Source organism: Bartonella sp. MM73XJBT (genome assembly GCF_028618465.1).
Taxonomy (GTDB): Bacteria; Pseudomonadota; Alphaproteobacteria; order Rhizobiales; family Rhizobiaceae; genus Bartonella.
In genome coordinates, this window is record NZ_JAQISY010000006.1 from 62,745 (window position 1) to 86,639 (window position 23,895).

A 23,895-nucleotide genomic window follows, 5' to 3' on the forward strand; every position below is an offset into this window, starting at 1 on the left:
CTATGTTTAAAACATTTGATATAATTTTAAAAGGTGCAACAATTGTAAATCATGATGGAAGTGGTAAGCGTGATATTGGTATTACAAATGGCCGCATTGCTGAAATTGGTGATCTTACATGTGCATCTGCTGGGGAAGTCATTGATTGTACAGGACTCCATATTTTGCCGGGGATTATTGATAGCCAAGTTCATTTTCGCGAGCCTGGTAATGAACATAAAGAGGATTTAGAAAGTGGCTCCTATTCTGCGGTGTTAGGAGGTGTTACATCAGTATTTGAAATGCCTAATACCAATCCATTAACCACATCGGAAGAAGCATTGTCTGATAAAGTAAAACGTGGATTTCACCGGATGCATTGTGATTTTGCATTTTGGGTTGGAGGAACGCGTGAAAATGCACATCAATTAGCTGAGTTAGAAAGACTGCCTGGTGCTGCTGGAATTAAAGTGTTCATGGGTTCTTCAACAGGCGATCTTTTGGTAGATGATGATGAAAGTGTGCGTCTTATTTTGGAAAATACACGCCGTCGTGCGGCTTTTCATTCTGAAGATGAACAAAGGCTTAGAGAACGCAAAATGTTGCGTATTGAAGGGGATGCATCATCGCATCCGATTTGGCGTGATGAGATTGCAGCATTAAAATGTACACAGCGTTTAGTAACAATTGCGCATGAAACGAAGTCACGTATTCATATTTTACATCTTTCTACTGCTGAAGAAATTGATTTTCTAAAAAAACATAAGGATGTGGCAACAATTGAAGTTACGCAGCATCATTTGACGTTAACGTCAAATGATTATCAACGCTGTGGTACATTAATTCAAATGAATCCACCGATCCGTGAGAGCCGACACAGTGAAGCTCTTTGGTATGGTGTTCAGCAAGGTATTGTTGATGTGTTAGGTTCTGATCACGCTCCTCATACCCTTAAAGAAAAACAGCAGCCTTACCCAGCTTCCCCTTCCGGCATGACAGGTGTGCAAACAACAGCAGCAATTATGTTAACACATGTCAATGCAGGAAAGATATCTCTTGAACGTTTTGTTGATCTCACCTCGCATGGTCCTAGCCGCATTTTTGGTATAAGCTGTAAAGGACGTATTGCTGTTGGATATGACGCTGACTTAACCATTATTGATCTTAAGCGGGAAGAAATAATGACCAATGCATTGATTGGTTCACGTGCAGGTTGGACGCCTTATGATGGTAAAAAGGTTAAAGGCTGGCCTGTTGGGACCATTATTCGTGGTATGCGTGTTATGTGGGAAGGAGAAATTGTTACACCTTCGCAAGGCGAACCTATTAAATTTGTAGAAACTTTGGTGTGACCAAATAAAATTGGTGCTTTTTATGAAATAACTTTATTTGCATAAAGGGCGCACGTGGTAATTTTATTGGACGAAGATAAGAGCGTATGGAGGGGGCATTCTTTAAAAATGACGATATTTATATAAAGCAGGTTTATGCCTCTCTTTATTTTTTGTCAGTAGGGGAACTTAAACCAAGGGTTTGATAATTTTGGGTAGGTTGAGTACCATAATGCATGAGAAGGCTTTCGGATAAGGATCTTCCTTCTTTAATATACCTTTGATTTGCTTCAATTGCCGATTGGGTACAGTGATGATAATTTTCTGAAAAAGCACGATACGCTTCATTAAACGCTGCATAAAAATAAGAGCGCCTTTGTTGTATTGGTTGTTCTGCTTCAATCAGTGCATTCATATAGTCATACCATTGGTTTGTTGGAGTACCACAAAGATTTTGTAGAGAGTGTAGGGCTCCCAAAATTTCTGCTAGCCGTAACAATTTTGTCTCATAGGGTGGCGATTGTTGTGCAAAAGTGGATGTTAAAGCGAAAAAAAATATAAAAAAAACAATTTTTATCAATATATTATGCATTAATTTTTGCCACCTTTGAATAAGTTCCTATGCAATTACAATTGCAAACAAAATGGTGTGGATAAAAGAAATTGTGCATCATTACCAAGAGCAAACATATTATAAATTTAGGGCATGAAAGAGAATAAGGAAAGCCTCATAGGGCTATTGAACATTCTAACAAAGTTTTGTGTAGTTAAAAATTTCAGATTTTCTGTATACAATCTATTTTTTGTATAAATTTACAGTAGATTATTCGTTGTAGTTTTTTATCTGTGATAATGTTCTCATCAAAAAAATATGTATCAATAAAATACTCCAATCAAATAAAATGGATTGTTTTTCTCACAGATGATAGATACAGCCTACATGAAAGGGGGAGCGATGAGAATTTTACGTAACCTATACAAAAGTTTGAGCTTAAATCACATAATGCAATAATTTTTTGCAAGATTTACTTGGATGAGCGATGAGTGTTATCGCTAACGGAGTATAATAATGAGTAAGTTGCAATTTTATAATACGCTTACACGTAAAAAAGAAATTTTTACACCGATAGATGCGACAAAAGTGCGTCTTTATGTTTGTGGTCCAACAGTTTATGATTATGCGCACATAGGAAATGCACGCCCTGTAATTGTTTTTGACCTTTTATTTCGCTTATTGCGTTATCTTTATGGTAATGAGCATGTTATATATGCGCGCAATATCACAGATGTGGATGATAAAATTAATGCACGAGCAGCCCACGAATATCCAGAATTAGCACATAATGAAGCTATTCGCCGATTGAGCGAGCGTACCTCTTCTCAATTTGAACAAGATACGGTAGCACTTGGGTGTCTCTTGCCGACCAGCCAACCACGCGCAACGGATCATTTAGAGGAAATGCGCTGTTTGATTGAAAGGTTGCTTGAAAAAGGGCACGCTTATAAAGCAGAAAATCATATATTATTTTCTGTCAGTAGCATAAAAAATCATCCCCATTATGGGGCATTTGCTAAACGCTCGTTGGAGGAAATGAGAGCTGGTGCACGTGTCGATGTTGCGGCTTATAAAAGGGAGGAGATGGATTTTGTTCTATGGAAGCCTTCTGTGGAGGGAGAACCAGGGTGGGCATCACCAGCAGGAATTCCTGTTTTAGGACGTCCAGGTTGGCATATTGAATGTTCTGCAATGTCAATGGCAAAGCTATTAGAACCATACGGTGGTGGTTTAAACTGTGATGATCCGTCAGTAAATATTTTTGATATCCATGGTGGTGGCATTGATTTGATTTTTCCCCATCACGAAAATGAGATTGCACAAAGTTGTTCAGCTTTCGGGACTGAACGAATGGCTAACTTTTGGATGCATAACGGTTTTTTGCAAGTTGAAGGCAAAAAGATGTCAAAAAGCCTTGGCAATTTCATGACTATTCGTTCTATTTTAGAGAATGATTTTTTTGAACTTAATGATGCGTTAACCGATGAAATGAAGCAAAATTGGGCTGGCTTATCTGCACGTTTTTCAATGTTACAAACGCATTATCGTGAACCATTAAATTGGACAGCTCAGCGTTTAGCGCATTCTAGTAATGAACTTTATCGTTGGTATGAATTGCTTCGCTCTGAAAGAGAGAAGGTGAATAACAATGAAATGGTTGATGACTCTTTGATAAATGCACTAAGTGATGATTTGAATACTCCGAATGCATTTGCTCTTTTGCGAAAGTTTTATAAAACAGGGGATAGTGTGGCTTTATCAAATGGGATGAATTTATTTGGCTTGTTGCACCAAGAGTGGATAACAGATGTACAGTGCCCATTGTTTGTGAAAAAAGCTTCTCTTGATGTAAAGTTTATCGATCAATGCATTGCCGAAAGACTACGGCTTATCCATAATAAAGAGTGGGGGGCTGCGGATACAATTCGTGATGAGCTGGCAGCTGAGGGGATTCTTTTAAAAGATAAAAAAGACCCACAGACTGGTGAGCGTATAACGATGTGGGAAGTAAAGCGGTGATTTTCCTATTCCAGCAGCTCTCATAAAAAAGGGAGAATGTGATGGAATTTATATATAGTTATGGATATGTTGCACTTAAATTAGCTGTAGGTCTTTTTGCTTTTCTATTGATTTTAAGAACGACGGGGCGCGGTAGTCTTAGTCAAATGACCCCTGTTGATTTGGTCAGCAATTTTGTAATGGGGGGTATTATTGGTGGCGTTATTTATAATCCAAATATTAGTAGTGTTCAGCTGTTGGTTGTTTTATGTATTTGGCAAGTTTTGGTGACATCTCTTAATTTTTTTGCACACCATTCTGTTTTTTTTCGTCGTCTTGTTGCAGGACGAAATGTCACATTAGTTTTAGATGGTGTATTTCAAATAGATAAAATTGAGAGTTTGGGTCTCAGTGTTAATGATTTAATTACAATGTTGCGTATTAAAGGTTGTAGTTTACATGAAGCAGCTTTTGTTCGTTTAGAAACCAATGGCGATTGCACCATTATTAAAAAGGAAGAAGGTAAGAAATCTACTATTTTAGTAGAAAATGGTGAAGTTATTGAGGAAGGACTTAAAGAAATTGGTAAATCAAAAACATGGCTTCAAGCTGAATTGAAAAAAAAGCGTATCAAGGTTGAAAGTTTATTTGCAGCAGAATGGTATGAGCATACAGATCAAAATAATAAAATTTCTAAGGGATTCTTTCTTGTTCCTTTTTCCAAAACAGTCTAACCTCAAATGCTTATAGGTAGAGCTTATTGGAAACGATAGAAGAGAGACTATGATCAATAAGCCGCAACAGGAGAGGTTTTATAGGACCTGTGGAGTAGATGATAGAGAAGTAAAGGCTTTATGAAACGCAATAAAACGATAAAAACTGTATCGTCAGAGACAGGTCAGACATTTCGCACACTGTATAATTTATGGCCTTATATGTGGCCGGCAGATCGACGTGATTTGAAAGTGCGTGTTCTATGGGCAATATTTTACCTTATTTTAGCCAAGCTGTTTCTTATCTCGGTGCCCTATTTTTTTAAATATGCTACGGATACGCTTAATGCTAGCTTTCATTTACCAGTATGGCTTCCATCCAGTTGGATTATTCCCATCATGCTCGTTTTAGCATATAATGTTGCACGTATTGTTCAGTCTGCATTAAATCAGTTACGCGATTCTCTGTTTGCAACCGTTGGTCAACACGCTATTCGTCAGCTCGCTTATAAGACTTTTGTACATATTCATGGATTGTCTTTGCGATTTCATTTAGAAAAGCGAACTGGCGGGCTTTCTCGTGTGATTGAGCGTGGTACAAAGGGCATTGAAGCTATCGTTAGATTTTCAATTCTCAATACAGTCCCAACGGTTTTAGAGTTTCTTTTAACAGCATTTGTATTTCAAATAAGTTATGGATGGCATTATGTATTCGTAGTTTTGATAATGGTTGGTTTATATACTTGGTTCACAATTAAGGCGAGTGATTGGCGTATTCGTATTAGGCAAGAAATGAACACAGCAGATACAGAGGCCAGTACGCGAGCTGTGGATTCCCTTTTGAATTTTGAAACAGTCAAATATTTTTGTAATGAAAATCTGGAAGCACGTCGATTTGATTCTTCGATGGCAAATTATGAAAAATCGGCAACAAAAATTTGGACATCATTAAGCTGGCTTAATTTTGGTCAGACTCTTATTTTTGGTATTGGAATGACTATTCTGATGTTGATGTCCGCTTATGAAGTTTTTCATAAAACACAGACTTTAGGAGACTTCATTTTTATTAATACACTTTTAATACAGCTTTCTATTCCACTCAATTTTATTGGTTCAATTTATCGTGACATTCGGCAAGGGCTAACGGATATTGAAGCCATGTTTGATCTTTTAGATGTTCAGCAGGAAATCACTGATAAATCAGATGCTAAGCCATTGGTGATAGAGGGTGGTAACATTCGCTTTAATCAGGTAAATTTTTCCTATGATCCGTCTCGCCAGATTCTCAAAGATATCAATTTTGAGATTCCCAGTGGTAAAACCGTTGCCATTGTTGGTCCATCAGGTACTGGTAAATCGACTATTGCTCGATTACTTTTTCGTTTTTATGACGTTAATGCAGGCTCTATAACAATTGATGGACAAGATATCCGTGATATAACGCAAAAAAGTTTGCGTGAAGCGATTGGTATGGTACCTCAGGACACAGTATTATTTAATGATACAATAGCCTATAATATTTGCTATGGGCGTCCAAGTGCTACAGATGAAGAGATGCGTAAAGCTGCTGAAATGGCACAGATATCAAAATTTATTGAGATGCTTCCGGAAAGCTTTCAATCTATGGTCGGTGAGCGTGGGCTTAAGCTGTCAGGTGGTGAAAAACAACGTGTGGCTATTGCTCGGACATTGTTAAAAGCTCCTCCACTTCTTATTTTAGATGAAGCAACCTCAGCTCTTGATACGGCGACGGAACAGGAAATTCAACAAGCATTGGATATTGTTAGCCGTGGGCGTACAACATTGATCATTGCGCACCGTCTTTCTACTATTATAAATGCTGATGAAATTTTGGTTCTCAAAAATGGTCGTATTATTGAAAATGGGACACATGCAGAGCTTCTACGTAAAAAAGGTCTATATGCTTCCATGTGGAATAAACAGCTTGAAGCATCGCAAGCGGAAGAAAAATTACGTAAAATGCGTGAAGAAGATGAAATGGGTGTTGTTAATCGTAAAAAATAAGCTGCGCAAAATGTGATTTATGTCTTTATATGAAGTGATTGGTTCAGTACAGAAAGGAATAGTGAGGAACAAAAGCGTTTATGGCTTATTTAGGTTATACTATGAATAGGAAATTATATGAGTATTCTACAATCTATCCATAATGGTTTTACACCAATTCATAAAGAAGGTTACCCTTTTATTGTAGCGTTTTTTATTATTTCGCTCATTCTTGGTTGGATATGGAGTCCGTTGTTTTGGTGTGGTCTTGTTCTCACTGTGTGGTGTATATATTTTTTCCGTAATCCAGATCGTGTGATTCCTTTGAACTCCGATTGGATTATATCTCCTGCGGATGGGCGTATCTCATTTGTTGAGCCATGTGTTCCACCAGAAGAATTGGGATTAGGTCAAGAAGAGATGATCCGTATTTCTGTGTTTATGGATATTTTTTCATGCCATATTAATCGTATTCCCATAAGTGGTACAATAGAATCTATCGTTTATCGTCCAGGTCGATTTGTAAATGCTGAGCTTGATAAGGCTAGTCAATTTAATGAGCGCAATGGGATGGTGATTGACAGTAAACATGGTAAAATTGGTATGGTACAGATAGCTGGAATGCTTGCTCGCCGTATTGTTTGTTGGGCGAAAGAAAATGATTCTGTTACGGTTGGAGAAAGATTTGGATTGATTCGTTTTGGTTCTCGCCTTGATATTTATATACCAAATGCAGTGAAATTACGTGTTGCTGTTGGCCAGATAGCAATTGCTGGAGAAACAGTATTAGGTTCTTTTGATGAGAAGAGTGCTACCACTGATTTTAGATTTGATTAGGATGAATAATGAAAAACTTTTCGCTATTTTCTTCATTTAATCCTGAAGGACAACATGATGACGTTGCAAATCGGTGGCGTTCACCTACACCGATGCGGTATATTGTTCCCAATATCATCACTATTTTAGCAATTTGCGCAGGAATGAGTAGTATTCGTTTAGCTTTTGAGCATCGCTATGAGGGGGCTATTTTAATGGTGCTTTTAGCCGCAGTTTTAGATGGTGCGGATGGCCGTATTGCTCGTTTGATGGATGGGAGTTCATCTTTTGGAGCACAGATGGATTCTCTTGCTGATGTGGTTAATTTTGGTGTTGCACCTGCACTTATTGTTTATTCCTTTGTTTTGACTCAAGCACACCAAGTTGGTTGGGTAGCGGCACTTGTCTATTGTGTTGCTTGTTGTTTGCGATTAGCACGCTTTAATGTGATGTTGGATAATGCTGATACACCAAAATGGAAGGAAAGTTATTTTGTTGGTGTTCCTGCGCCAGCGGGAGCATTATTACTTTTATTACCTATGTATTTAGGAGCTCTTGGTTTGATGCCAAGTTGGAGTTGGGCATTATTTTTTAGCCTTTATACTGTGATTATTGCTTTTCTTTTGGTGAGCCGTTTACCAGTATGGAATGCAAAAACAATAGATCAAAATCTGAGGCGTGATATCGTTGTACCGTGTATGTTGGGAGTGGTTATTTATGTAGGTTTTCTTGCAACTTACACATGGTACACTTTATTGATCACAGCCATTGGCTATATGATCTTTCTTCCTTGTAGTTTTGTGGCTTATAATAAACGGGTTGTTTTGGAAGGAAAAAACAACAATGTTAAAACTATCCAAGAGTTATAATGTTTTTTTAAGAATAGAAGAAGTAGAGAGAAATTTAATTTAGATTGGACATTTTTCTTCTATGTCTGTGATGGTAGCGTGTTTCTCACGTAAAATAGAAGGCTATTGCGTTGCATATTTCACAGGCTTGTTTTAAAGAGACACTCTCAAGGCACCAAAACCCATCTCACGACAGCGGCCCGTGAATGGTGTAACAATAAAGCCATTGAGCACCCCTATCTTTGCGCTTATGCCGCACCATTATTATATTTGCAAGTTCCCAATATTGGGACAGCCCTTGGCACCTAAGACGGTTCATTAAGAGCCATTTTAGTCCTTTCTTGTACGGTTTTTATCCACACGCTAGCCTCTCTTTTGATGTGCCAGCAAATGATTTTGATTGATTCAACATGGGAGAGATGTGAAATGAGAGGATTCTACATTATTCGGGTCTCTCATTCAATATACAAAACAGTAAATTATCATTATAAATCAATATGTTGTTGGAAAATAATCGCCATCGCGTTGTTTCATTCATGAATTTATTTTAAAAAGACTTTTCTTGTTACGGCTCATGTTATTTTGCAATGATGATTGTAAAGGATCTAATGCCAATATCTATTTTGCGCATTATCTTTACGCTTATAAAGGTACAAGCTGGCATCGTCATTCTATTCATCAGTTTTAAATGTCACAATTTATTTTGTTTTTAAACGGTTTATGAAAGTTATGCTATTTTTCTCTTTTTGAAATAATTTCTGTTCGCACATAGCTTCCTTTTATGGCTAAAAAGAGATTTTTTATGTTATAACTTAAGAAAGCCTAAAATGAGAAAGTTTTAACTGTATTTGAAACTTTTATTGAATCTAAAAAATAAATTACTTTTATAAATCAGTGTATTAGGTTAATCAGGCGCATGATAATCCATAAAACGATTTTTACGAACATTAAAGAGTTTGCCTGTTTCTTTTAAATTAGGTGAGGATAAATGTGCTATTTTTGCAGCGACTTCTTGTGGTGAAGGGAGGGTTTGAGGATCTTCACCAGGCATAGCTTGTGCACGCATGGCAGTGCGTGTTGCACCAGGGTCAACACAATTAATCTTGATAGGGGTTTGTTTGAGTTCTTCTGCCCAGCAACGTGCAAGAACTTCTAAAGCTGCTTTAGAGGCTGCATAGGGTCCCCAGAAAGCGCGTGCAACATGAGCAACGCTTGAGGATAACAAAATTGCTCGTCCAGCATCGGATTGACGCAATAAGGGTTCAACAGCTTTCATTAAACGCCATTGGCTGATGAGGTTTATCTGAAAAACATCTTCAAAGACCGTATTGTCGGTATGAGCTATTGGTGAGAGTGTTCCAAGAATTGCTGCATTTGCAACCATAATGTCGAGCTTCTGCCAGCGTTTAGCAATTGAAACACTAAGAGTATCGATGTTTTCCATATGATGTAAGTTGAGCGGAACAAGTGTTGCGCGAGCCCCTTTTTTTTGGATTTGATTGTCAAGTTCAGTAAGTCCACGAATCGTTCGTGCAAGGGCGATAATGTGAGCACCACGTTCTGCGAGTTCTAAAGCTAAATGGTAGCCAATACCCTTCGAAGCACCAGTAATAAGTGCAACGCGACCAACAAGACTAAAATCAAATTTTGTCATTATTAATTTCTTGTTTTAAGGACCGATGCTTGATGAATTTGAGGGATATTTTCTTGATCAACTAAATGTGTCGGATAATGTCCGGTGAAATAATGGTCAGTAAATTGTGGATCAGCGTTATTACGTTTTTCTCCTGATACAGCAAGATACAGTCCATCTGTTGAAAGAAATTCTAATGAGTCAGCTCCGACAAAATGACACATAGATTTTAAGTCAGGATATTTATTAGCTAATAAGCTTTCAATTTTAGGTGTATCAATACCATAAAAATCGGGATAGAAAATCATAGGGCTAGAAATACGCATATGAACTTCTTTTGCACCTGCATCGCGGAGCATTCGCACGATTTTGAGGGAGGTCGTTCCGCGTACAATGGAGTCATCAACCAGAATGACACGTTTGCCTTTGATGATAGAACGATTTGCAGAATGCTTTAATTTTACTCCAAAAGCACGAATTTGCTGTGTTGGTTCTATAAAAGTGCGACCAACATAGTGATTTCGAATAATACCAAGTTCAAAAGGAATTCCAATTTCCTGTGCATAACCAATTGCAGCAGGTGTTCCACCATCGGGAACGGGAACCACAACATCACCCTTACAAGGGGCTTCCCGTGCCAAATGAATTCCCATATTTTTACGTACCGTATAAACACTCCGCCCTCCAACAATCGAATCAGGGCGCGCAAAATAAACATATTCAAAAAGGCAAAGCTTTTCTGGTTTTTCATTCTCTGGTTTTATAACTTTTTTAGTAATTTCCCCATTTTTTTGGATTTCGCATATGATGATTTCTCCATTTTTGACATCGCGCACATATTTTGCTCCAATAATATCAAGAGCACATGTTTCAGAACAGAAAATTGGTTTACCATCAAGTTCACCCATCACGAGAGGTCGAATACCTGTTGGATCACGTGCCGCAATGAGCTTCGTACGTGTAAGCGCTAACATGGCATATCCTCCTTCCACTTGCCGAATAGCATCAGCAAAACGGTCAGAAGACGATTCATAGCGTGAACGAGCGATAAGATGAAGAAAAACTTCTGAATCTGACGTTGACTGACAGATGGCACCCGAGGCAATGAGCTCGCGGCGTAATGTAAGACCATTGGTAAGGTTGCCATTATGGGCAATAGCAATACCTCCAGCTTTTAATTCTGCAAAAAGAGGCTGAACATTGCGTAATGCTACTTCTCCAGTTGTTGAATAACGAGTATGTCCGATAGCTCGATCTCCCGGTAAACGAGCAAGGGTTGCGGGATTCGTATAGTGATCACCAACAAGGCCTAGATGCTTTTCTTGATGAAACATTTTATTATGATAAGAAACAATCCCAGCTGCTTCTTGTCCACGATGTTGAAGTGCATGAAGCCCCAGAGCTGTCAATGTTGCTGCATCTTCATGCCCAAGAATACCAAAAACTCCACATTCTTCATGAAGGGTATCGTCATCCAATAAAAAATCCTGACAGGAAATGTCGCTTTTTGTCATCATGTTCTTTCAATTTCTGATATCAGCAATAATAATATCATATTCATGTGTTATTTGAAACGTTGTATCCGTGATGAATCATTCTCTATTTTGCTGAATTACTTTTTTATGAGAGTGCTTATCTTGTGTATGAGCATCATCTTTTTTTAAAAAATTTTCAGCCTTTTCAAGAACAGTATCGAGATCTTTGGGAAGTTTTTCCCAGACTTTTTGTCCCAATGAATCTAAGATGGGTTTTGTTATTGCATTTTTTAACCAACTTGCTTGATTCTCAGGTTTCACAAGCGCATTAAGAAGCAACATGGCGATGACTACAATAAATAAACCACGAAGTGCTCCAAAAACGAAACCGATAATACGATCAAGGATACCAATGCGGCTATCAATAATAAAATCGGAGATTTTCATTGTAATAATTGAAGTAATAATGAGAACAATAATAAAAATTGAGACCAAAGTTGTGATCAATGCAATCATTTTATTAGAGAGATATTGTTCAAAAAAGGGCAAGACAGGCTTGAATAAAAACAATGTAGCAACAGCTGCGATTGCCCAAGAAACCAACGACAGCACCTCACGTGAAAATCCTCTGAGCATAGCAAGAAAAGCGGACAACAGGATGACTGCTACGACAATTCCATCAAGGACTGTTATGATCATTTGTTTGTTCCTTATACATAAAGTTGTATTGTTTTAATTTAGTATAAAAATGCGTTTTTTGTTATGCCATTTTTTATTCTTATAGCAAGGGTCTTTTGTTTTTTGTAAAGTTTTTCCTATATTATGATAGGTATCACTTGGAGCCGTTTTTACCTGCGGTAAGTGCTGCAACCAGCTCAGGAAGGTCAGAGAATGTTTTTTGTTGAAAATTGAGCAATTTCATTGTTTTTTTTGTTGTAGTGGGTTGAACAGCTCCTTGAAACCCCAGTTTTTTTGCTTCATTGATGCGCTGTGCTGAATGCGCAACAGCGCGAGTTGCTCCTGAAAGGCTGATTTCACCAAAATAGACATAATCCGTTGGAAGAGGAATGTTTGCAAGAGAAGATACCAAAGCTGCTGCAACGGCTAAATCAGCGGCTGGTTCTGATATGCGATATCCACCTGCAACATTAAGGTAGACATCGTGTTGTCCAAAGCGAATACCGCAATGCGCTTCCAAAACAGCAAGAATCATTGAAAGACGATTTCCATCCCATCCCACGACAGCGCGTCGTGGTGTACCAAGCGAAGAGGGAGCAACAAGCGCTTGAATTTCTACGAGTATTGGGCGTGTTCCTTCCAAGCCTGCAAAAACAGCAGATCCTGGTGCTTTTTCATTTCGTTCACCCAAAAATAGCTCCGATGGATTGGCAACTTCCCGTAATCCTTTATCAGACATTTCAAAAACACCAATTTCATCTGTTGGGCCGAAGCGGTTTTTAACAGTTCTAAGGATTCGATAATGATGTCCACCTTCACCTTCAAAATAGAGAACAGCATCAACCATATGTTCTACCACACGGGGGCCAGCGATTTGCCCATCTTTTGTTACATGGCCGACAAGAACAACAGCTGCTCCTGTTTTTTTTGCAAAGCGGATCATTGCTTGAGCACTGATGCGTACTTGTGTGACAGTACCAGGCGCTGAATCGGCTGCATCTGACCATAGAGTTTGAATAGAATCGATAATCACCATATCGAGATTTTTATGTTCGCTTAAGGTTGCAAGAATATCTTCAACATTCGTTTCAGCAGCGAGTTTAACCTCCGTATTGGCAGTTCCAAGTCTTTGGGCACGCAGACAAATTTGTGCAATAGCTTCTTCACCTGAAACATAGATGACATTATGCCCCTTTCGCGATAAAGCAGCAGCAGTTTGTGTCAGTAATGTTGATTTCCCAATACCTGGATCGCCACCAACAAGGAGCGCTGATCCACGAACAAAGCCTCCACCTGTCACACGATCAAGTTCAGTGATACCAGAATGGATACGTGGAGCATCTTTAAGATCTCCAGAAAGAGATGTAAGAGGAATGACACGCCCTTTACGGATATTTTGCACTGGACCAGAGCCGATGCCCCCATTTAGATTTTCTTCGATAAGGGAATTCCATTCACCACAAGAATTACATTTTCCAGCCCAACGTGAATGAACGGTTCCACAATTTTGGCAAATAAATTGAATACGGCTGCGTGCCATGATAATTTAACCAATTTGTTCTGGAAGATAATGACTATCTGCCAGATCACTAAAGCGTGTGAAATCAGACTGAAAAGCAAGAGGAACGGTTCCTGTGGGGCCATGGCGTTGTTTTGCGACAATAACGTGGGCTTTCCCCATAATTTTATCCATTTCATCTTGCCATTTTGTATGTTCAAGGGTGCCTAATTTGGGTTCTTCATTTTTGAAATAATATTCTTCACGATAAACAAAAAGCACGATGTCTGCATCTTGCTCAATCGAACCAGATTCACGTAAATCTGAAAGTTGTGGTCGTTTATCTGTTCTATTTTCAACTTGGCGCGAAAGTTGTGAAAGGGCAATAATAGGAATATTTAGTTCTTTTGCCAATGCTTTTAATCCTGTGGTAATTTCTGTAATTTCCTGAACACGATTTTCTGAAGAACGTTTTGAACCGCTTGTCATAAGTTGAATATAGTCAATAAATAAAACATCCAAACCATGTTGCCGTTTAAGACGCCGTGCACGGGCAGCCAATTGCGTAATTGATATACCACCAGTTTGATCAATATAAAGTGGTGCTTTTTGTAAACGATTCATAGCACGGATAATTTTAGAAAATTGCTCTTCAGAGATATTTCCACGACGGATATCAGAAGAAGAGACCTCTGTTTGTTCGGAAATAATGCGGGTTGCAAGTTGTTCTGATGACATTTCCAGTGAAAAGAATCCAACAATACCCCCCTCATTTTCTTGTGTTTTGTTATCACGATTGTAAGCATTGGCAATATTAAAGGCGATATTGGTAGCAAGTGATGTTTTCCCCATACCAGGACGTCCTGCGAGGATAATAAGGTCGGATGCTTGTAGCCCCCCCATTTTTTCATCAAGTGTTTTAATATGAGTAGCTATTCCTGATAAGTGTGAAGAACGTTTTTTGGCAGCACTTGCCATGTCGATAGCTTTTTTGACAGCTTCATTGAAGTTTTCAAATCCCCCTCCATATTTTCCCTTTTCTGCCAATTGAAACAATTGCTGTTCAATAGTTTCAATTTGTTGGGATGGTGTAAATTCTACAGGAGCATCAAAGGCTGTATTAACAACTTGAGTTCCAAGATTAATCAAGGAGCGTCGGATAAAAAGATCATAGATGACACGTCCATAGTCTTCGGTATTAATAATTGTTATTGCTTCTTTTGCTAAACGAACAACATAATTATATACGGTGATATCGCCAATTTTTTCGTCAGCTGGAATAAAGGGCTTGATGGTAATTGGATCAGCAATTTTTCCTTTTTCGATATGATGGGATAAAACATCATAAATTTTTTGATGCAATGGTTCAAAAAAATGTTCAGGTTTTAGAAAATCTGAAACGCGATCATGCGCATCATTATTGATGAGAAGTGCACCAAGCAGTGCTTGTTCAGCTTCAATATTATGCGGGAGTTGTTGAAAAGAAGAGGCCTCTTCTTTTTGCGCAGAACTGAAGTTGACAATGCTTGTTTTTTCCATAACAGTTTTTTCCACTAAAAGTTCACCTTTAGCTATTTTAGGCAATTAATTAAGTGTTGTATATTAAAAGGATAGAAAACTAAATCTTCCTTTTTAGCCTCTCTGCAATTGCTGATTCACCATTTGTATATTACCGATAACATCTTATTCCTTTATATTTTATTTTTATAATGTGGAAATTTTAAAGAATGTATAAATTTTCCAAATTGCACTTTATGATATAAAAAGGAAGTACAATACAATCTTTGGGTATTATGATATTATGTAATTTCAATACCAGTATGAGTAAAATAACTTCTTTATGGTCAGAATTATTTTAGATTATAGAGGAATATAATTCATTTACCGCTTCATTTTATGCAAATATCACTCTTTCAAGAAATAGAAACTTACACAATTTTTTGTTCTATTTTCACAAAACGACGGATAAGAATATTTTCTCGCAGCCTTTATAGTTTTTAGTATATTTTTATACCATATGCTAGACACTGCTTTTTTTATAAGAATACAGTTTTTTGATGATAAAATAATAAAAGCACTCAATTTTTTTGTAAGTGCTTTTATAACGGATTAATCTCTTAGACAATGCAAAATGCAATATAGGTAAAAGGATAATTAAGCTTCTTCATTAAGACTGTTTATCTCATTCTCATTATTTTCTTCTGCTAATAATTCTTCCTGTTTTTCTTCTACCAACTCTTCTTGAATGTCATATATTGCTTCAGCAGAGGTTAAATTTTCACCTTCTGCTTGGCGTTGAGCTTCACTAGCTGAGCGTGCAACATTAATAATCACAGAAATCTGAACTTCAGGGTGCAAGCTAAGAGTGATGGTATGAAGGCCGATAGTCTTTATTGGATGGTGAAGTTCAACTTGATTTCTACTAATAGAAAAACCGTCATTTGTTATAATTTCAGCAATATCACGTGTTGATACAGAACCGTAAAGTTGTCCCGTTTCACCAGCTGAACGGACAGCAATAAATGATTTACCATCAAGTTTTTCAGCAACTTTCTGTGCTTCGCTTTTACGTTCAAGATTACGTGCTTCAAGTTGTGCACGTTGTATTTCAAAATGTTTTTTATTAGCTTCATTTGCACGTAAAGCTTTACCTTGAGGCAAGAGAAAATTACGTGCATAACCATCTTTAACTGAGACAATATCACCCATCTGACCAAGGCGAGGAATGCGCTCAAGTAGAATAATATCCATAGTTTTTCCTTTCGAACAAATAAATTTAATGAAGTTTCTTGCCTGATTGAAAGTTGTATTGAATAGCTGCCCAAATACCCATTAACAGCATCATGAAAGAAATTGGTGGAGCAAAAACGACGGTTAAAATAGCAATATAAACAAGAGAGAGTATAATAAATCGTCCGTTAATTCCTTTCGTAATATTATGGAGATACGCTAGACCACTGATTGATATAATGACAGTGTATGCAGTGCTAAAAACACGTGTGCTCAAATTAACAGGAGCGCTCAATTCAATCATTGATGCTACGCAAACAACAATGAAAATAAAAATTCCAGAGATTGGCAGGCGGAGAGTTTGACTCCAATCATCACGAGGCCTTTTGAGCCATTTCATATGTTGTGCTGTTATTATCGAAAAATAAAGATTTCCAATGAGAAAAATCAAACTATAAATCGTCAAAGCAATAGCAGTCAAAGTTGCTGCATGTGTCATTAACAACTCACTAAGAGCCTGTATATCAGTTTCCCTCATTGATCGAGATTGTTGCATAGCTTGTGCTATGTTTGCAGTGATTTTTTTTGCAATAAGGGGTGTGGAAGGACGGGTTTGGACATAAAGCCCGATGAAGGTTGCTATAAGAGCGATGAAGTTGGTTAAATGAAAAATGACCGATGATAACGGATACCATATCAGGGCGTTTTCCTTTTGTGTTGGTCGTGCAAGTCCAAGGAGCCAAGAAGCATAGACAGCCGGAAGGAAAAATAACAGCATAAAGCCAAAAGCAATATAGATATTAGTGGTGATGATAAGAACAACAGTAGCAATGATGAGTGCAACAATGCTGGCGAATGTTCCTTGAGCGAATGCAACAATGAAAATTGGCAATGAAAGAAAGCAACCAAGAATAAGAGGAAAATAGGGAACAATATTCGCGACACTGATAATTGCCATTCCTATCACAACAGCAAACAACCCCGCTAAAATACCGGTCATTATCTTATAAACATGAAAATTTTTCATTTGTTGCTGTCCTGCTGTTGGCAGTTAGAGGCATTCCAACGCCTCAACTTTTTGTGCTCTATAGATTTTAATATAGTCTATAATCAGGCTATACTAAATCACACAAGGCAACTGGGGAGTGTCCCCAGTTTATAGAGTTTATCTTATAATGTATGGAAGCAAGCCTAGAAAACGAGCACGTTTAATGGCATTTGCCAACTCACGCTGTTTTTTCTGACTAACAGCTGTGATTCTTGATGGAACAATTTTCCCACGCTCTGAAATGTAACGTTGCAACAATTTGACATCTTTATAATCAATTTTAGGAGCATTCGCACCTGAAAACGGACATGTCTTACGACGACGATGAAAGGGACGACGCGCTGCAGTTTGATTCATATCAGTCATCATTCTATTCCTTCTATGGCATCTTCACGTTGACGACGCGAGGAGCGAAAGCGTTCTTCATCTTGCCCCATGTGATTATTACGATCAAGGCGTGAGAGCGCAATAGATTTCTCTTTTTCGTGTTTTTCGACGCGAATGGTCATGTAACGCAAAATATCTTCATTGATACGCATTTGACGTTCAACCTCAGCAATCGCTGCAGCTGGAGCATCAATATTAATCAGCACATAATAAGCCTTACGATTTTTGCGAATACGATAAGCAAGGGGACGAAGCCCCCAATTTTCTACACGCCCAACTTTCCCCCCGTGCGCTTCGATGACACCTTTGTAGACATTCAAAAGTTCATCAATTTGCTGTGGAGCAATATCTTGTCGGGCAAGGAACATATGTTCATAAAGAGCCATTATTTTGCCTTTCTTCAATTAAACTTTACCGGTTTTAGCGCAAAGCCTCTGCGACTTGTCTTTTTTGGAGACCCAAAGAAGAAAGGACGCGTTTACAATTCGAGACATTCGAGAGCGGAGACACGGGAGGTCGAAAACTTTGCACTTTCTACTGGTTACTTTCCAGTCCTCCGTTCAATCCCCAGCTAAAATGCCGGTAACAAACGTTTGACATTTACAACTTATCTTTAAAAATAGCAAGTTCCTGTGCATAAAAAAATTGATTTATTAAATCTTGATATATTGTTTATCTTTACTAAAGAGACGATGGCGTAAAGTTGTAGTATAAATATGAAGGAAAGAAGAATGGATTTTTTAAACCGGATTGACATTGCACTTTTAGGAATACTTACAGGCAATCATCAATCTTGGTCATTTGTGGTATTGTTTAGTATTTTTTGTGCAAAGTTTTTAATTTATATTATCCCACTACATCTTTGTGTATTGTGGTTTTGCGGTGAACAGATGGAACGGCGTGTAGCGTTAAGCATTTGCGTGAGCATTTGTGTAGCCCTTTTAATAGGTTATCTCATTTCACTCACTTATTTTCACCCACGCCCGTTTGTTGTCGGTTTGACAAATCCACTCATTCAACATCGTCCAACAGCTTCTTTTCCGAGTAATCATGCTTTGACTATTGCATCTTATACAGCGAATCTATACTTTTACCGATACAAAGTGGCTTCTAAGCTTGCAGGAATGTTTTTGTGTTTAATCTGTTGGGGGCGTATCTTTGTTGGTGTACATTATCCTTTTGATGTTGTCGCTGGGATCATTTTAGGAAGTTTCATAAGTTGGGGTGTTATTCAGTTTATGGTACCGTATTTCCCTAAGTTTTTATACAAAATTCCACCATTAAAATATAATTTTAAGAAAACTATCCATTTCAAATAAAGCACTTTATCTTGATTTGTGCTGATGAATAAGATCAAAAGAAAATAATTGAATTGCACAATTTGAGGAGTCGATAAATGGCTACAGCTTTTATTTTTCCAGGGCAGGGGAGTCAGCTTGTTGGTATGGGCAAAGTGCTTACAGAGCAATTTGTTGCAGCACGGATGGTTTTTGAAGAAGTCGATGAGGCTCTAGGTGAGAAATTATCAGATATCATTTTTGAAGGGCCAGCAGATGTTTTGACGTTAACAGCAAATGCACAACCAGCCTTAATGGCTGTATCCATGGCTGTTATTCGTGTGATGGAACAATTGGGGCTGAATATAAAAGAAAAGGTGAAGTTTGTTGCAGGCCATTCTTTGGGAGAATATTCGGCTCTTTGTGCTGCTGGTACATTTAGTCTTACGGATACGGCAAAGCTCTTGCGCATTCGTGGAAATGTCATGCAAGCTGCTGTCGCTGTTGGTGAAGGTTCTATGGCAGCACTTATTGGTTTGAGTGAAGAAGATGTAGAAGAAATTTGTGAAACGGTTTCTAAGCAAGGATTATGCCAGATTGCTAATGATAATGGGGGAGGGCAAATTGTTATTTCAGGTGAAGCAAAAGCGGTTGAAACAGCGGTAGAGGTTGCATCAAAAAAAGGTGCTAAACGTGCACTTCTTCTTCCAGTTTCTGCTCCTTTTCATTCGCTTTTAATGCAGCCTGCTGCTGATGCCATGAAGAAAGCACTTTTAACTGTTAATAAAATGGTTCCCCTTGTTCCTTTGGTTGCTAATGTTTCTGTTGCACCAGAAACCGATCCAGAACGTATTATTGCGCTTCTTGTCCAACAAGTGACAGGGAGAGTACGCTGGCGTGAAACAATAGAATGGATGGGAAGTAATGGGATTGACACGCTGTTTGAAGTTGGTTCTGGAAAAGTATTAACCGGTTTAGCACGTCGTATTAACAAGGATATAAAGGGATTAACAGTTGGAACAGTTGAGGAAATAGAAGCAGCACTACAGGTGCTTGGTGTTTAATCTATTAAGGAGTCTAAAAAATGTTTAAATTAACAGGTCGTAAAGCTCTTGTGACGGGGGCGTCAGGAGGGATAGGTGAAGCAATTGCACGTTGTTTTCATGCGCAAGGAGCAATTGTTGGGCTTCATGGAACGCGTGAAGACAAGTTAAAAGAAGTGGCAGCAGATTTAGGACAAGATGTTTTTGTATTTCCCGCTAATCTTTCTGAGCGTAAATCCATTAAGCAACTGGCTGAAACAGCAGAAAGAGAGATGGGTGGAGTTGATATTTTGGTTAACAATGCGGGCATCACCCGAGATGGTCTTTTTGTACGTATGCACGATCAAGACTGGGATGATGTCTTAGCAGTCAATCTCACAGCTGCTTTTACTTTAACACGTGAGTTAACACATTCTATGATGCGGCGTCGCTATGGAAGGATTATTAACATAACATCAATAGTTGGTGTTGTGGGAAATCCTGGACAAACCAACTATTGTGCTGCAAAAGCTGGTTTGATAGGCTTTTCTAAAGCATTAGCGCAAGAAATTGCTTCACGAAACATCACGGTTAATTGTATTGCTCCAGGATTTATTAAGTCTGCCATGACCGACAAGCTTAATGAGAAGCAAAAAGAAACCGTTATGGCGGCGATTCCAATGAAACGTATGGGGGGTGGAGAAGAAATCGCTTTTGCTGCAGTTTATTTAGCGAGTGATGAAGCAGCATATGTGACAGGTCAAACATTACACGTCAACGGCGGGATGGCAATGATTTGAGTATTTGCTTTATTCCACATTGATTTATAATCTGTATTATTTTAAGTAGTAATAAATGAAATGGGAAGATTGCCCATTTCTCTAAATATCGTAGGTTGATCAATTTATGTCGGAATGTCAGGTTGTTTCATTTTGTAGGGGATATCCACAGGGTGTTTTAAATCTCTGCTAGAATCTTTAAGAGTAATGCATCTATTGCTTGATTAGATGATCCGATATAGCTAACCAATTATAGGAAAAATAAATTCGAGGATTTCAACATGAGTGATACAGTAGAGCGCGTTAAGAAAATTATCGTAGAGCATCTTGGAGTTAATGCAGATAAGGTAGTAGAAAATGCAAGCTTTATCGATGATCTAGGAGCAGATAGCCTTGATACGGTTGAGCTCGTTATGGCTTTTGAAGAAGAATTTGGTGTAGAAATCCCAGATGAAGCTGCTGAAACAATTTTCACGGTGGGTGATGCAGTAAAGTTTATTGATAAAGCGTCTGCGTGATAACAGAAAGGCAAAAGCGTAAAATACTTTTGCTTTTATTTTTTAGCTATTTTGAAAATAGAGCTTTGAGAGGTGATCTCAATTCAAGGTTAAAAGTTATGAGACGTGTTGTTATTACTGGTTTAGGGCTAGTATCTCCATTAGCTGGTGATGTCGAATATAGCTGGAAACGCCTTCTTGAAGGAAAAAGTGGTGTTCGGCGTATTACGGAGTTTGATGTATCCGATTTACCATGTCAGATTGCTGCTCGTATTCCTTTAGGTGATGGAACAGATGGTACATATAATGCTGATTTATATATGGATCCCAAGGAACAGCGTAAAGTTGATGCATTTATTGTTTATGCAATGGCTGCTGCTGGTCAAGCACTTTCAGATGCTGAGTGGTTTCCCAAAAGTGATGAGGATCAGATTAGCACAGGTGTATTAATTGGTTCGGGGATTGGCGGCATTGAAGGGATTGTTGAGGCTGGTTATACACTTCGTGATAAAGGTCCTCGACGCGTTTCTCCTTTTTTTATTCCAGGACGTTTGATTAATCTTGCTTCTGGCTATGTGTCGATTAAGTATGGTTTACGCGGTCCTAATCATTCGGTTGTAACGGCTTGTTCGACAGGTGCGCATGCCATTGGTGATGCTGCACGTCTGATTGCGTTTGGTGATGCAGACGTCATGGTTGCAGGAGGCACTGAATCTCCGATCAATCGGATATCTCTCGCTGGTTTTTCTGCTTGTAGAGCTCTTTCCACTTGTCGTAATGACGATCCTGAGCGCGCATCACGTCCTTATGATGCTGATCGCGATGGTTTTGTGATGGGTGAGGGAGCAGCAGTTGTCGCTTTAGAAGAACTTGAACATGCGAAAAAGCGTGGCGCTCGTATTTATGCCGAGGTTATCGGCTATGGTTTATCTGGCGATGCCTATCATATCACTGCTCCTTCAGAAAGTGGTGAGGGGGCACAGCGTAGTATGATAGCTGCTCTAAAGCGTGCACAGGTAAATGTGAGCGAACTTGATTACATTAATGCTCATGGAACTTCAACGATGGCAGATACCATAGAGTTGGCCGCTGTTGAACGTGTTTTGGGGCATTATGCGCCACAAGTATCCATGTCATCAACAAAATCATCTGTGGGGCATTTACTTGGTGCTGCTGGTGCTGCTGAGGCTATTTTTTGTGTTTTAGCTATACGTGATAATATAGCTCCAGCAACCCTTAATCTTGATAATCCATCAATTGAAACGAAAATTGATCTTGTTCCACATAAACCGCGTGAACGAAAGATTAATACGATTCTTTCTAATTCTTTTGGCTTTGGTGGAACAAATGCCTCTTTAGTGATGCGGCGCTTTGGGGAAGAATAAGTTACATTTTTTCTATTTATGAGTTTTCTACTTTATTGTAAAATTATAAAAGTTTAAGTGAAAAATTATAGCTGTAATACTTAAAACTTGTTGAGGGTAAAAATTGTGTCCGATGTGAAAAACAACAAACCACTACAGGACATAAATGATTCCTTTTCAAATCATAGAATAGATAATAATGACATGTTAGCACATAAAAAACAAAAGAAGTCATTTGTCGTACGTAATCCATTGGTTATTCTCGGTCATTTTTTTATGATGTTTATTGTGGTTATTATTTTAGCCATAAGTATTCCCCTTTATATTGGAAAAAATATTTTTGAAGGAAAGGGAATATCGAAGGAAGAGCAAGTTGTTCTTATTTCTCCTGGAACAGGGATTCGTGAGATTTCTTCACTCCTTGAAAAACAAGGTCTCATTCGATCAGCTGATGTTTTTGTTTACGGGGTTGGTTATCATCAAAAAACAACACATCTTAAGGCTGGTGAATATTTAATTCCAGCTCATGCTTCAATGCAGGATATTATGGATATTCTTGTGAAGGGCAAATCTATTGAATATACCTTTACGGTACCAGAAGGTTTGACGGTTCAACAAGTTTTTGATCGATTAGAAGCTAATGAAGTTTTAATTGGTGATCTTCCAAAAGCTTTACCTCCAGAAGGCAGTTTGATGACGGATACTGTTCGTTTTATTCGGGGAACAACGCGTAAAGAAATTATAAACAGATTGCGCGAAGGACAGACAAAATTAATTCATGCTATATGGGCTACGCGCTCACCCGATTTACCCATAAAATCTATCGATGAATTTGTTATATTGGCATCAATTGTTGAAAAAGAGACAGGAATTGCAGCAGAAAGACCTAAGATTGCTGCGGTATTTTATAATCGTCTTGCAAAACATATGCGTCTTCAATCTGATCCAACAGTAATTTATGGTCTCTTTGGTGGGAAAGGCATGCCATCAGGTCGTGCAATTTACCGTTCAGATCTTGAGAAAGAGACACCATATAATACGTATAAAACTGATGGTTTGCCGCCAACAGCTATTGCCAATCCAGGTCGAGATTCTTTAAAAGCCGTGGCACATCCACCAAGCAGTGATGCACTCTATTTTGTTGCTGATGGTTCAGGAGGACATGTTTTTTCTAGAACTTTAGAGGAGCATAATATGAATGTTCGCAAGTGGCGTGCATTGAAGACAACACATTGATTTGAAAAAACTCTATAGAAAACCTA

General features: G+C 38.3%; 22 protein-coding genes. 12 read left to right on the top strand and 10 right to left on the bottom strand.

Annotated features, from left to right (window positions below; genetic code table 11):
- The first annotated feature begins 2 nt into the window (after nt 1-2).
- Nucleotides 3-1,331 carry a dihydroorotase gene (locus PVV69_RS03500; RefSeq protein ID WP_273720541.1) on the top strand — a complete coding sequence of 443 codons (1,329 nt, stop codon included), beginning with the start codon at nt 3-5 and terminating at the stop codon, nt 1,329-1,331.
- A 145-nt stretch (nt 1,332-1,476) separates the two neighbouring features.
- Here the strand turns inward: PVV69_RS03500 and PVV69_RS03505 are convergent, their stop codons facing one another.
- Nucleotides 1,477-1,902 carry a TIGR02301 family protein gene (locus PVV69_RS03505; protein ID WP_273756464.1) on the bottom strand — a complete coding sequence of 142 codons (426 nt, stop codon included), beginning with the start codon at nt 1,900-1,902 and terminating at the stop codon, nt 1,477-1,479.
- 477 nt (nt 1,903-2,379) lie between these two features.
- Between PVV69_RS03505 and cysS the strand changes: the two genes are divergently transcribed.
- The 5 genes from cysS (at nt 2,380) to pssA (ending at nt 8,266) form a co-directional block, all read left to right on the top strand.
- The gene (gene cysS, locus PVV69_RS03510) at nt 2,380-3,885 is read left to right on the top strand and encodes a cysteine--tRNA ligase (RefSeq protein WP_273756465.1); all 1,506 of its coding nucleotides are present in this window, start codon (nt 2,380-2,382) and stop codon (nt 3,883-3,885) included.
- 41 nt (nt 3,886-3,926) lie between these two features.
- The gene (locus tag PVV69_RS03515; protein WP_273756466.1) at nt 3,927-4,598 is read left to right on the top strand and encodes a DUF421 domain-containing protein; all 672 of its coding nucleotides are present in this window, start codon (nt 3,927-3,929) and stop codon (nt 4,596-4,598) included.
- Between the two features lie 120 nt (nt 4,599-4,718).
- Nucleotides 4,719-6,602: an ABC transporter ATP-binding protein/permease gene (locus PVV69_RS03520; protein WP_273756467.1), complete on the top strand. Its 1,884-nt coding sequence runs from the start codon at nt 4,719-4,721 to the stop codon at nt 6,600-6,602.
- A 117-nt stretch (nt 6,603-6,719) separates the two neighbouring features.
- Entirely contained in the window at nt 6,720-7,418 is a 699-nt protein-coding gene (locus tag PVV69_RS03525; RefSeq protein WP_273756468.1) for a phosphatidylserine decarboxylase, read from the top strand.
- Nucleotides 7,419-7,426: 8 nt separating this feature from the next.
- Nucleotides 7,427-8,266 (top strand): CDP-diacylglycerol--serine O-phosphatidyltransferase, encoded by an 840-nt coding sequence (gene pssA, locus PVV69_RS03530; RefSeq protein WP_273720554.1) that lies wholly within the window; start codon nt 7,427-7,429, stop codon nt 8,264-8,266.
- 883 nt (nt 8,267-9,149) lie between these two features.
- Here the strand turns inward: pssA and PVV69_RS03535 are convergent.
- From PVV69_RS03535 to rpsF, 9 genes are all read right to left on the bottom strand, one after another.
- Nucleotides 9,150-9,899 (bottom strand): SDR family NAD(P)-dependent oxidoreductase, encoded by a 750-nt coding sequence (locus PVV69_RS03535; RefSeq protein WP_273756469.1) that lies wholly within the window; start codon nt 9,897-9,899, stop codon nt 9,150-9,152.
- 2 nt (nt 9,900-9,901) lie between these two features.
- On the bottom strand, nt 9,902-11,395 hold the full coding sequence (gene purF / locus PVV69_RS03540; RefSeq protein ID WP_273756470.1) for an amidophosphoribosyltransferase: 1,494 nt from the start codon (nt 11,393-11,395) through the stop codon (nt 9,902-9,904).
- Nucleotides 11,396-11,470: 75 nt separating this feature from the next.
- A complete protein-coding gene (locus PVV69_RS03545) occupies nt 11,471-12,052 on the bottom strand; it encodes a CvpA family protein (protein WP_273720561.1) in 582 nt (193 codons plus the stop codon).
- A gap of 133 nt (nt 12,053-12,185) precedes the next feature.
- Nucleotides 12,186-13,571: a DNA repair protein RadA gene (gene radA / locus PVV69_RS03550; RefSeq protein ID WP_273756471.1), complete on the bottom strand. Its 1,386-nt coding sequence runs from the start codon at nt 13,569-13,571 to the stop codon at nt 12,186-12,188.
- Between the two features lie 6 nt (nt 13,572-13,577).
- Nucleotides 13,578-15,068 carry a replicative DNA helicase gene (locus PVV69_RS03555; protein ID WP_273756488.1) on the bottom strand — a complete coding sequence of 497 codons (1,491 nt, stop codon included), beginning with the start codon at nt 15,066-15,068 and terminating at the stop codon, nt 13,578-13,580.
- Between the two features lie 615 nt (nt 15,069-15,683).
- Entirely contained in the window at nt 15,684-16,280 is a 597-nt protein-coding gene (gene rplI / locus PVV69_RS03560; protein WP_273756472.1) for a 50S ribosomal protein L9, read from the bottom strand.
- 25 nt (nt 16,281-16,305) lie between these two features.
- Nucleotides 16,306-17,286 (bottom strand): hypothetical protein, encoded by a 981-nt coding sequence (locus PVV69_RS03565; protein ID WP_273756473.1) that lies wholly within the window; start codon nt 17,284-17,286, stop codon nt 16,306-16,308.
- Nucleotides 17,287-17,424: 138 nt separating this feature from the next.
- Nucleotides 17,425-17,673 carry a 30S ribosomal protein S18 gene (gene rpsR, locus PVV69_RS03570; RefSeq protein ID WP_273720565.1) on the bottom strand — a complete coding sequence of 83 codons (249 nt, stop codon included), beginning with the start codon at nt 17,671-17,673 and terminating at the stop codon, nt 17,425-17,427.
- Nucleotides 17,673-18,080, bottom strand: a complete 408-nt coding sequence (gene rpsF, locus PVV69_RS03575; RefSeq protein ID WP_273720566.1) for a 30S ribosomal protein S6 — start codon at nt 18,078-18,080, stop codon at nt 17,673-17,675. Before rpsF ends, rpsR begins: the two co-directional genes overlap by 1 nt.
- Nucleotides 18,081-18,425: 345 nt before the next feature.
- Here rpsF and PVV69_RS03580 point away from each other — a divergent pair, with 345 nt between their 5' ends.
- The 6 genes from PVV69_RS03580 (at nt 18,426) to mltG (ending at nt 23,869) form a co-directional block, all read left to right on the top strand.
- Complete coding sequence (locus PVV69_RS03580; RefSeq protein ID WP_273720567.1) at nt 18,426-19,013, top strand: undecaprenyl-diphosphatase; 588 nt, start codon at nt 18,426-18,428, stop codon at nt 19,011-19,013.
- 77 nt (nt 19,014-19,090) lie between these two features.
- The gene (gene fabD, locus PVV69_RS03585) at nt 19,091-20,035 is read left to right on the top strand and encodes an ACP S-malonyltransferase (protein WP_273756474.1); all 945 of its coding nucleotides are present in this window, start codon (nt 19,091-19,093) and stop codon (nt 20,033-20,035) included.
- A 20-nt stretch (nt 20,036-20,055) separates the two neighbouring features.
- A complete protein-coding gene (gene fabG, locus PVV69_RS03590; RefSeq protein ID WP_273756475.1) occupies nt 20,056-20,793 on the top strand; it encodes a 3-oxoacyl-[acyl-carrier-protein] reductase in 738 nt (245 codons plus the stop codon).
- 260 nt (nt 20,794-21,053) lie between these two features.
- Complete coding sequence (locus PVV69_RS03595) at nt 21,054-21,290, top strand: acyl carrier protein (protein ID WP_004860281.1); 237 nt, start codon at nt 21,054-21,056, stop codon at nt 21,288-21,290.
- A 98-nt stretch (nt 21,291-21,388) separates the two neighbouring features.
- Nucleotides 21,389-22,654 carry a beta-ketoacyl-ACP synthase II gene (gene fabF, locus PVV69_RS03600; RefSeq protein ID WP_273720570.1) on the top strand — a complete coding sequence of 422 codons (1,266 nt, stop codon included), beginning with the start codon at nt 21,389-21,391 and terminating at the stop codon, nt 22,652-22,654.
- 105 nt (nt 22,655-22,759) lie between these two features.
- Nucleotides 22,760-23,869 (top strand): endolytic transglycosylase MltG, encoded by a 1,110-nt coding sequence (mltG, locus tag PVV69_RS03605; protein WP_273756476.1) that lies wholly within the window; start codon nt 22,760-22,762, stop codon nt 23,867-23,869.
- Nucleotides 23,870-23,895: the final 26 nt, after the last annotated feature.

Bases quoted from the DNA above. Each gene is read 5' to 3' on its own strand.
- PVV69_RS03500 (WP_273720541.1), top strand. From the start codon at position 3: ATGTTTAAAACATTTGATATAATTTTAAAAGGTGCAACAATTGTAAAT.
- PVV69_RS03505 (WP_273756464.1), bottom strand. From the start codon at position 1,902: ATGCATAATATATTGATAAAAATTGTTTTTTTTATATTTTTTTTCGCT.
- cysS (WP_273756465.1), top strand. From the start codon at position 2,380: ATGAGTAAGTTGCAATTTTATAATACGCTTACACGTAAAAAAGAAATT.
- PVV69_RS03515 (WP_273756466.1), top strand. From the start codon at position 3,927: ATGGAATTTATATATAGTTATGGATATGTTGCACTTAAATTAGCTGTA.
- PVV69_RS03520 (WP_273756467.1), top strand. From the start codon at position 4,719: ATGAAACGCAATAAAACGATAAAAACTGTATCGTCAGAGACAGGTCAG.
- PVV69_RS03525 (WP_273756468.1), top strand. From the start codon at position 6,720: ATGAGTATTCTACAATCTATCCATAATGGTTTTACACCAATTCATAAA.
- pssA (WP_273720554.1), top strand. From the start codon at position 7,427: ATGAAAAACTTTTCGCTATTTTCTTCATTTAATCCTGAAGGACAACAT.
- PVV69_RS03535 (WP_273756469.1), bottom strand. From the start codon at position 9,899: ATGACAAAATTTGATTTTAGTCTTGTTGGTCGCGTTGCACTTATTACT.
- purF (WP_273756470.1), bottom strand. From the start codon at position 11,395: ATGATGACAAAAAGCGACATTTCCTGTCAGGATTTTTTATTGGATGAC.
- PVV69_RS03545 (WP_273720561.1), bottom strand. From the start codon at position 12,052: ATGATCATAACAGTCCTTGATGGAATTGTCGTAGCAGTCATCCTGTTG.
- radA (WP_273756471.1), bottom strand. From the start codon at position 13,571: ATGGCACGCAGCCGTATTCAATTTATTTGCCAAAATTGTGGAACCGTT.
- PVV69_RS03555 (WP_273756488.1), bottom strand. From the start codon at position 15,068: ATGGAAAAAACAAGCATTGTCAACTTCAGTTCTGCGCAAAAAGAAGAG.
- rplI (WP_273756472.1), bottom strand. From the start codon at position 16,280: ATGGATATTATTCTACTTGAGCGCATTCCTCGCCTTGGTCAGATGGGT.
- PVV69_RS03565 (WP_273756473.1), bottom strand. From the start codon at position 17,286: ATGAAAAATTTTCATGTTTATAAGATAATGACCGGTATTTTAGCGGGG.
- rpsR (WP_273720565.1), bottom strand. From the start codon at position 17,673: ATGACTGATATGAATCAAACTGCAGCGCGTCGTCCCTTTCATCGTCGT.
- rpsF (WP_273720566.1), bottom strand. From the start codon at position 18,080: ATGGCTCTTTATGAACATATGTTCCTTGCCCGACAAGATATTGCTCCA.
- PVV69_RS03580 (WP_273720567.1), top strand. From the start codon at position 18,426: ATGGATTTTTTAAACCGGATTGACATTGCACTTTTAGGAATACTTACA.
- fabD (WP_273756474.1), top strand. From the start codon at position 19,091: ATGGCTACAGCTTTTATTTTTCCAGGGCAGGGGAGTCAGCTTGTTGGT.
- fabG (WP_273756475.1), top strand. From the start codon at position 20,056: ATGTTTAAATTAACAGGTCGTAAAGCTCTTGTGACGGGGGCGTCAGGA.
- PVV69_RS03595 (WP_004860281.1), top strand. From the start codon at position 21,054: ATGAGTGATACAGTAGAGCGCGTTAAGAAAATTATCGTAGAGCATCTT.
- fabF (WP_273720570.1), top strand. From the start codon at position 21,389: ATGAGACGTGTTGTTATTACTGGTTTAGGGCTAGTATCTCCATTAGCT.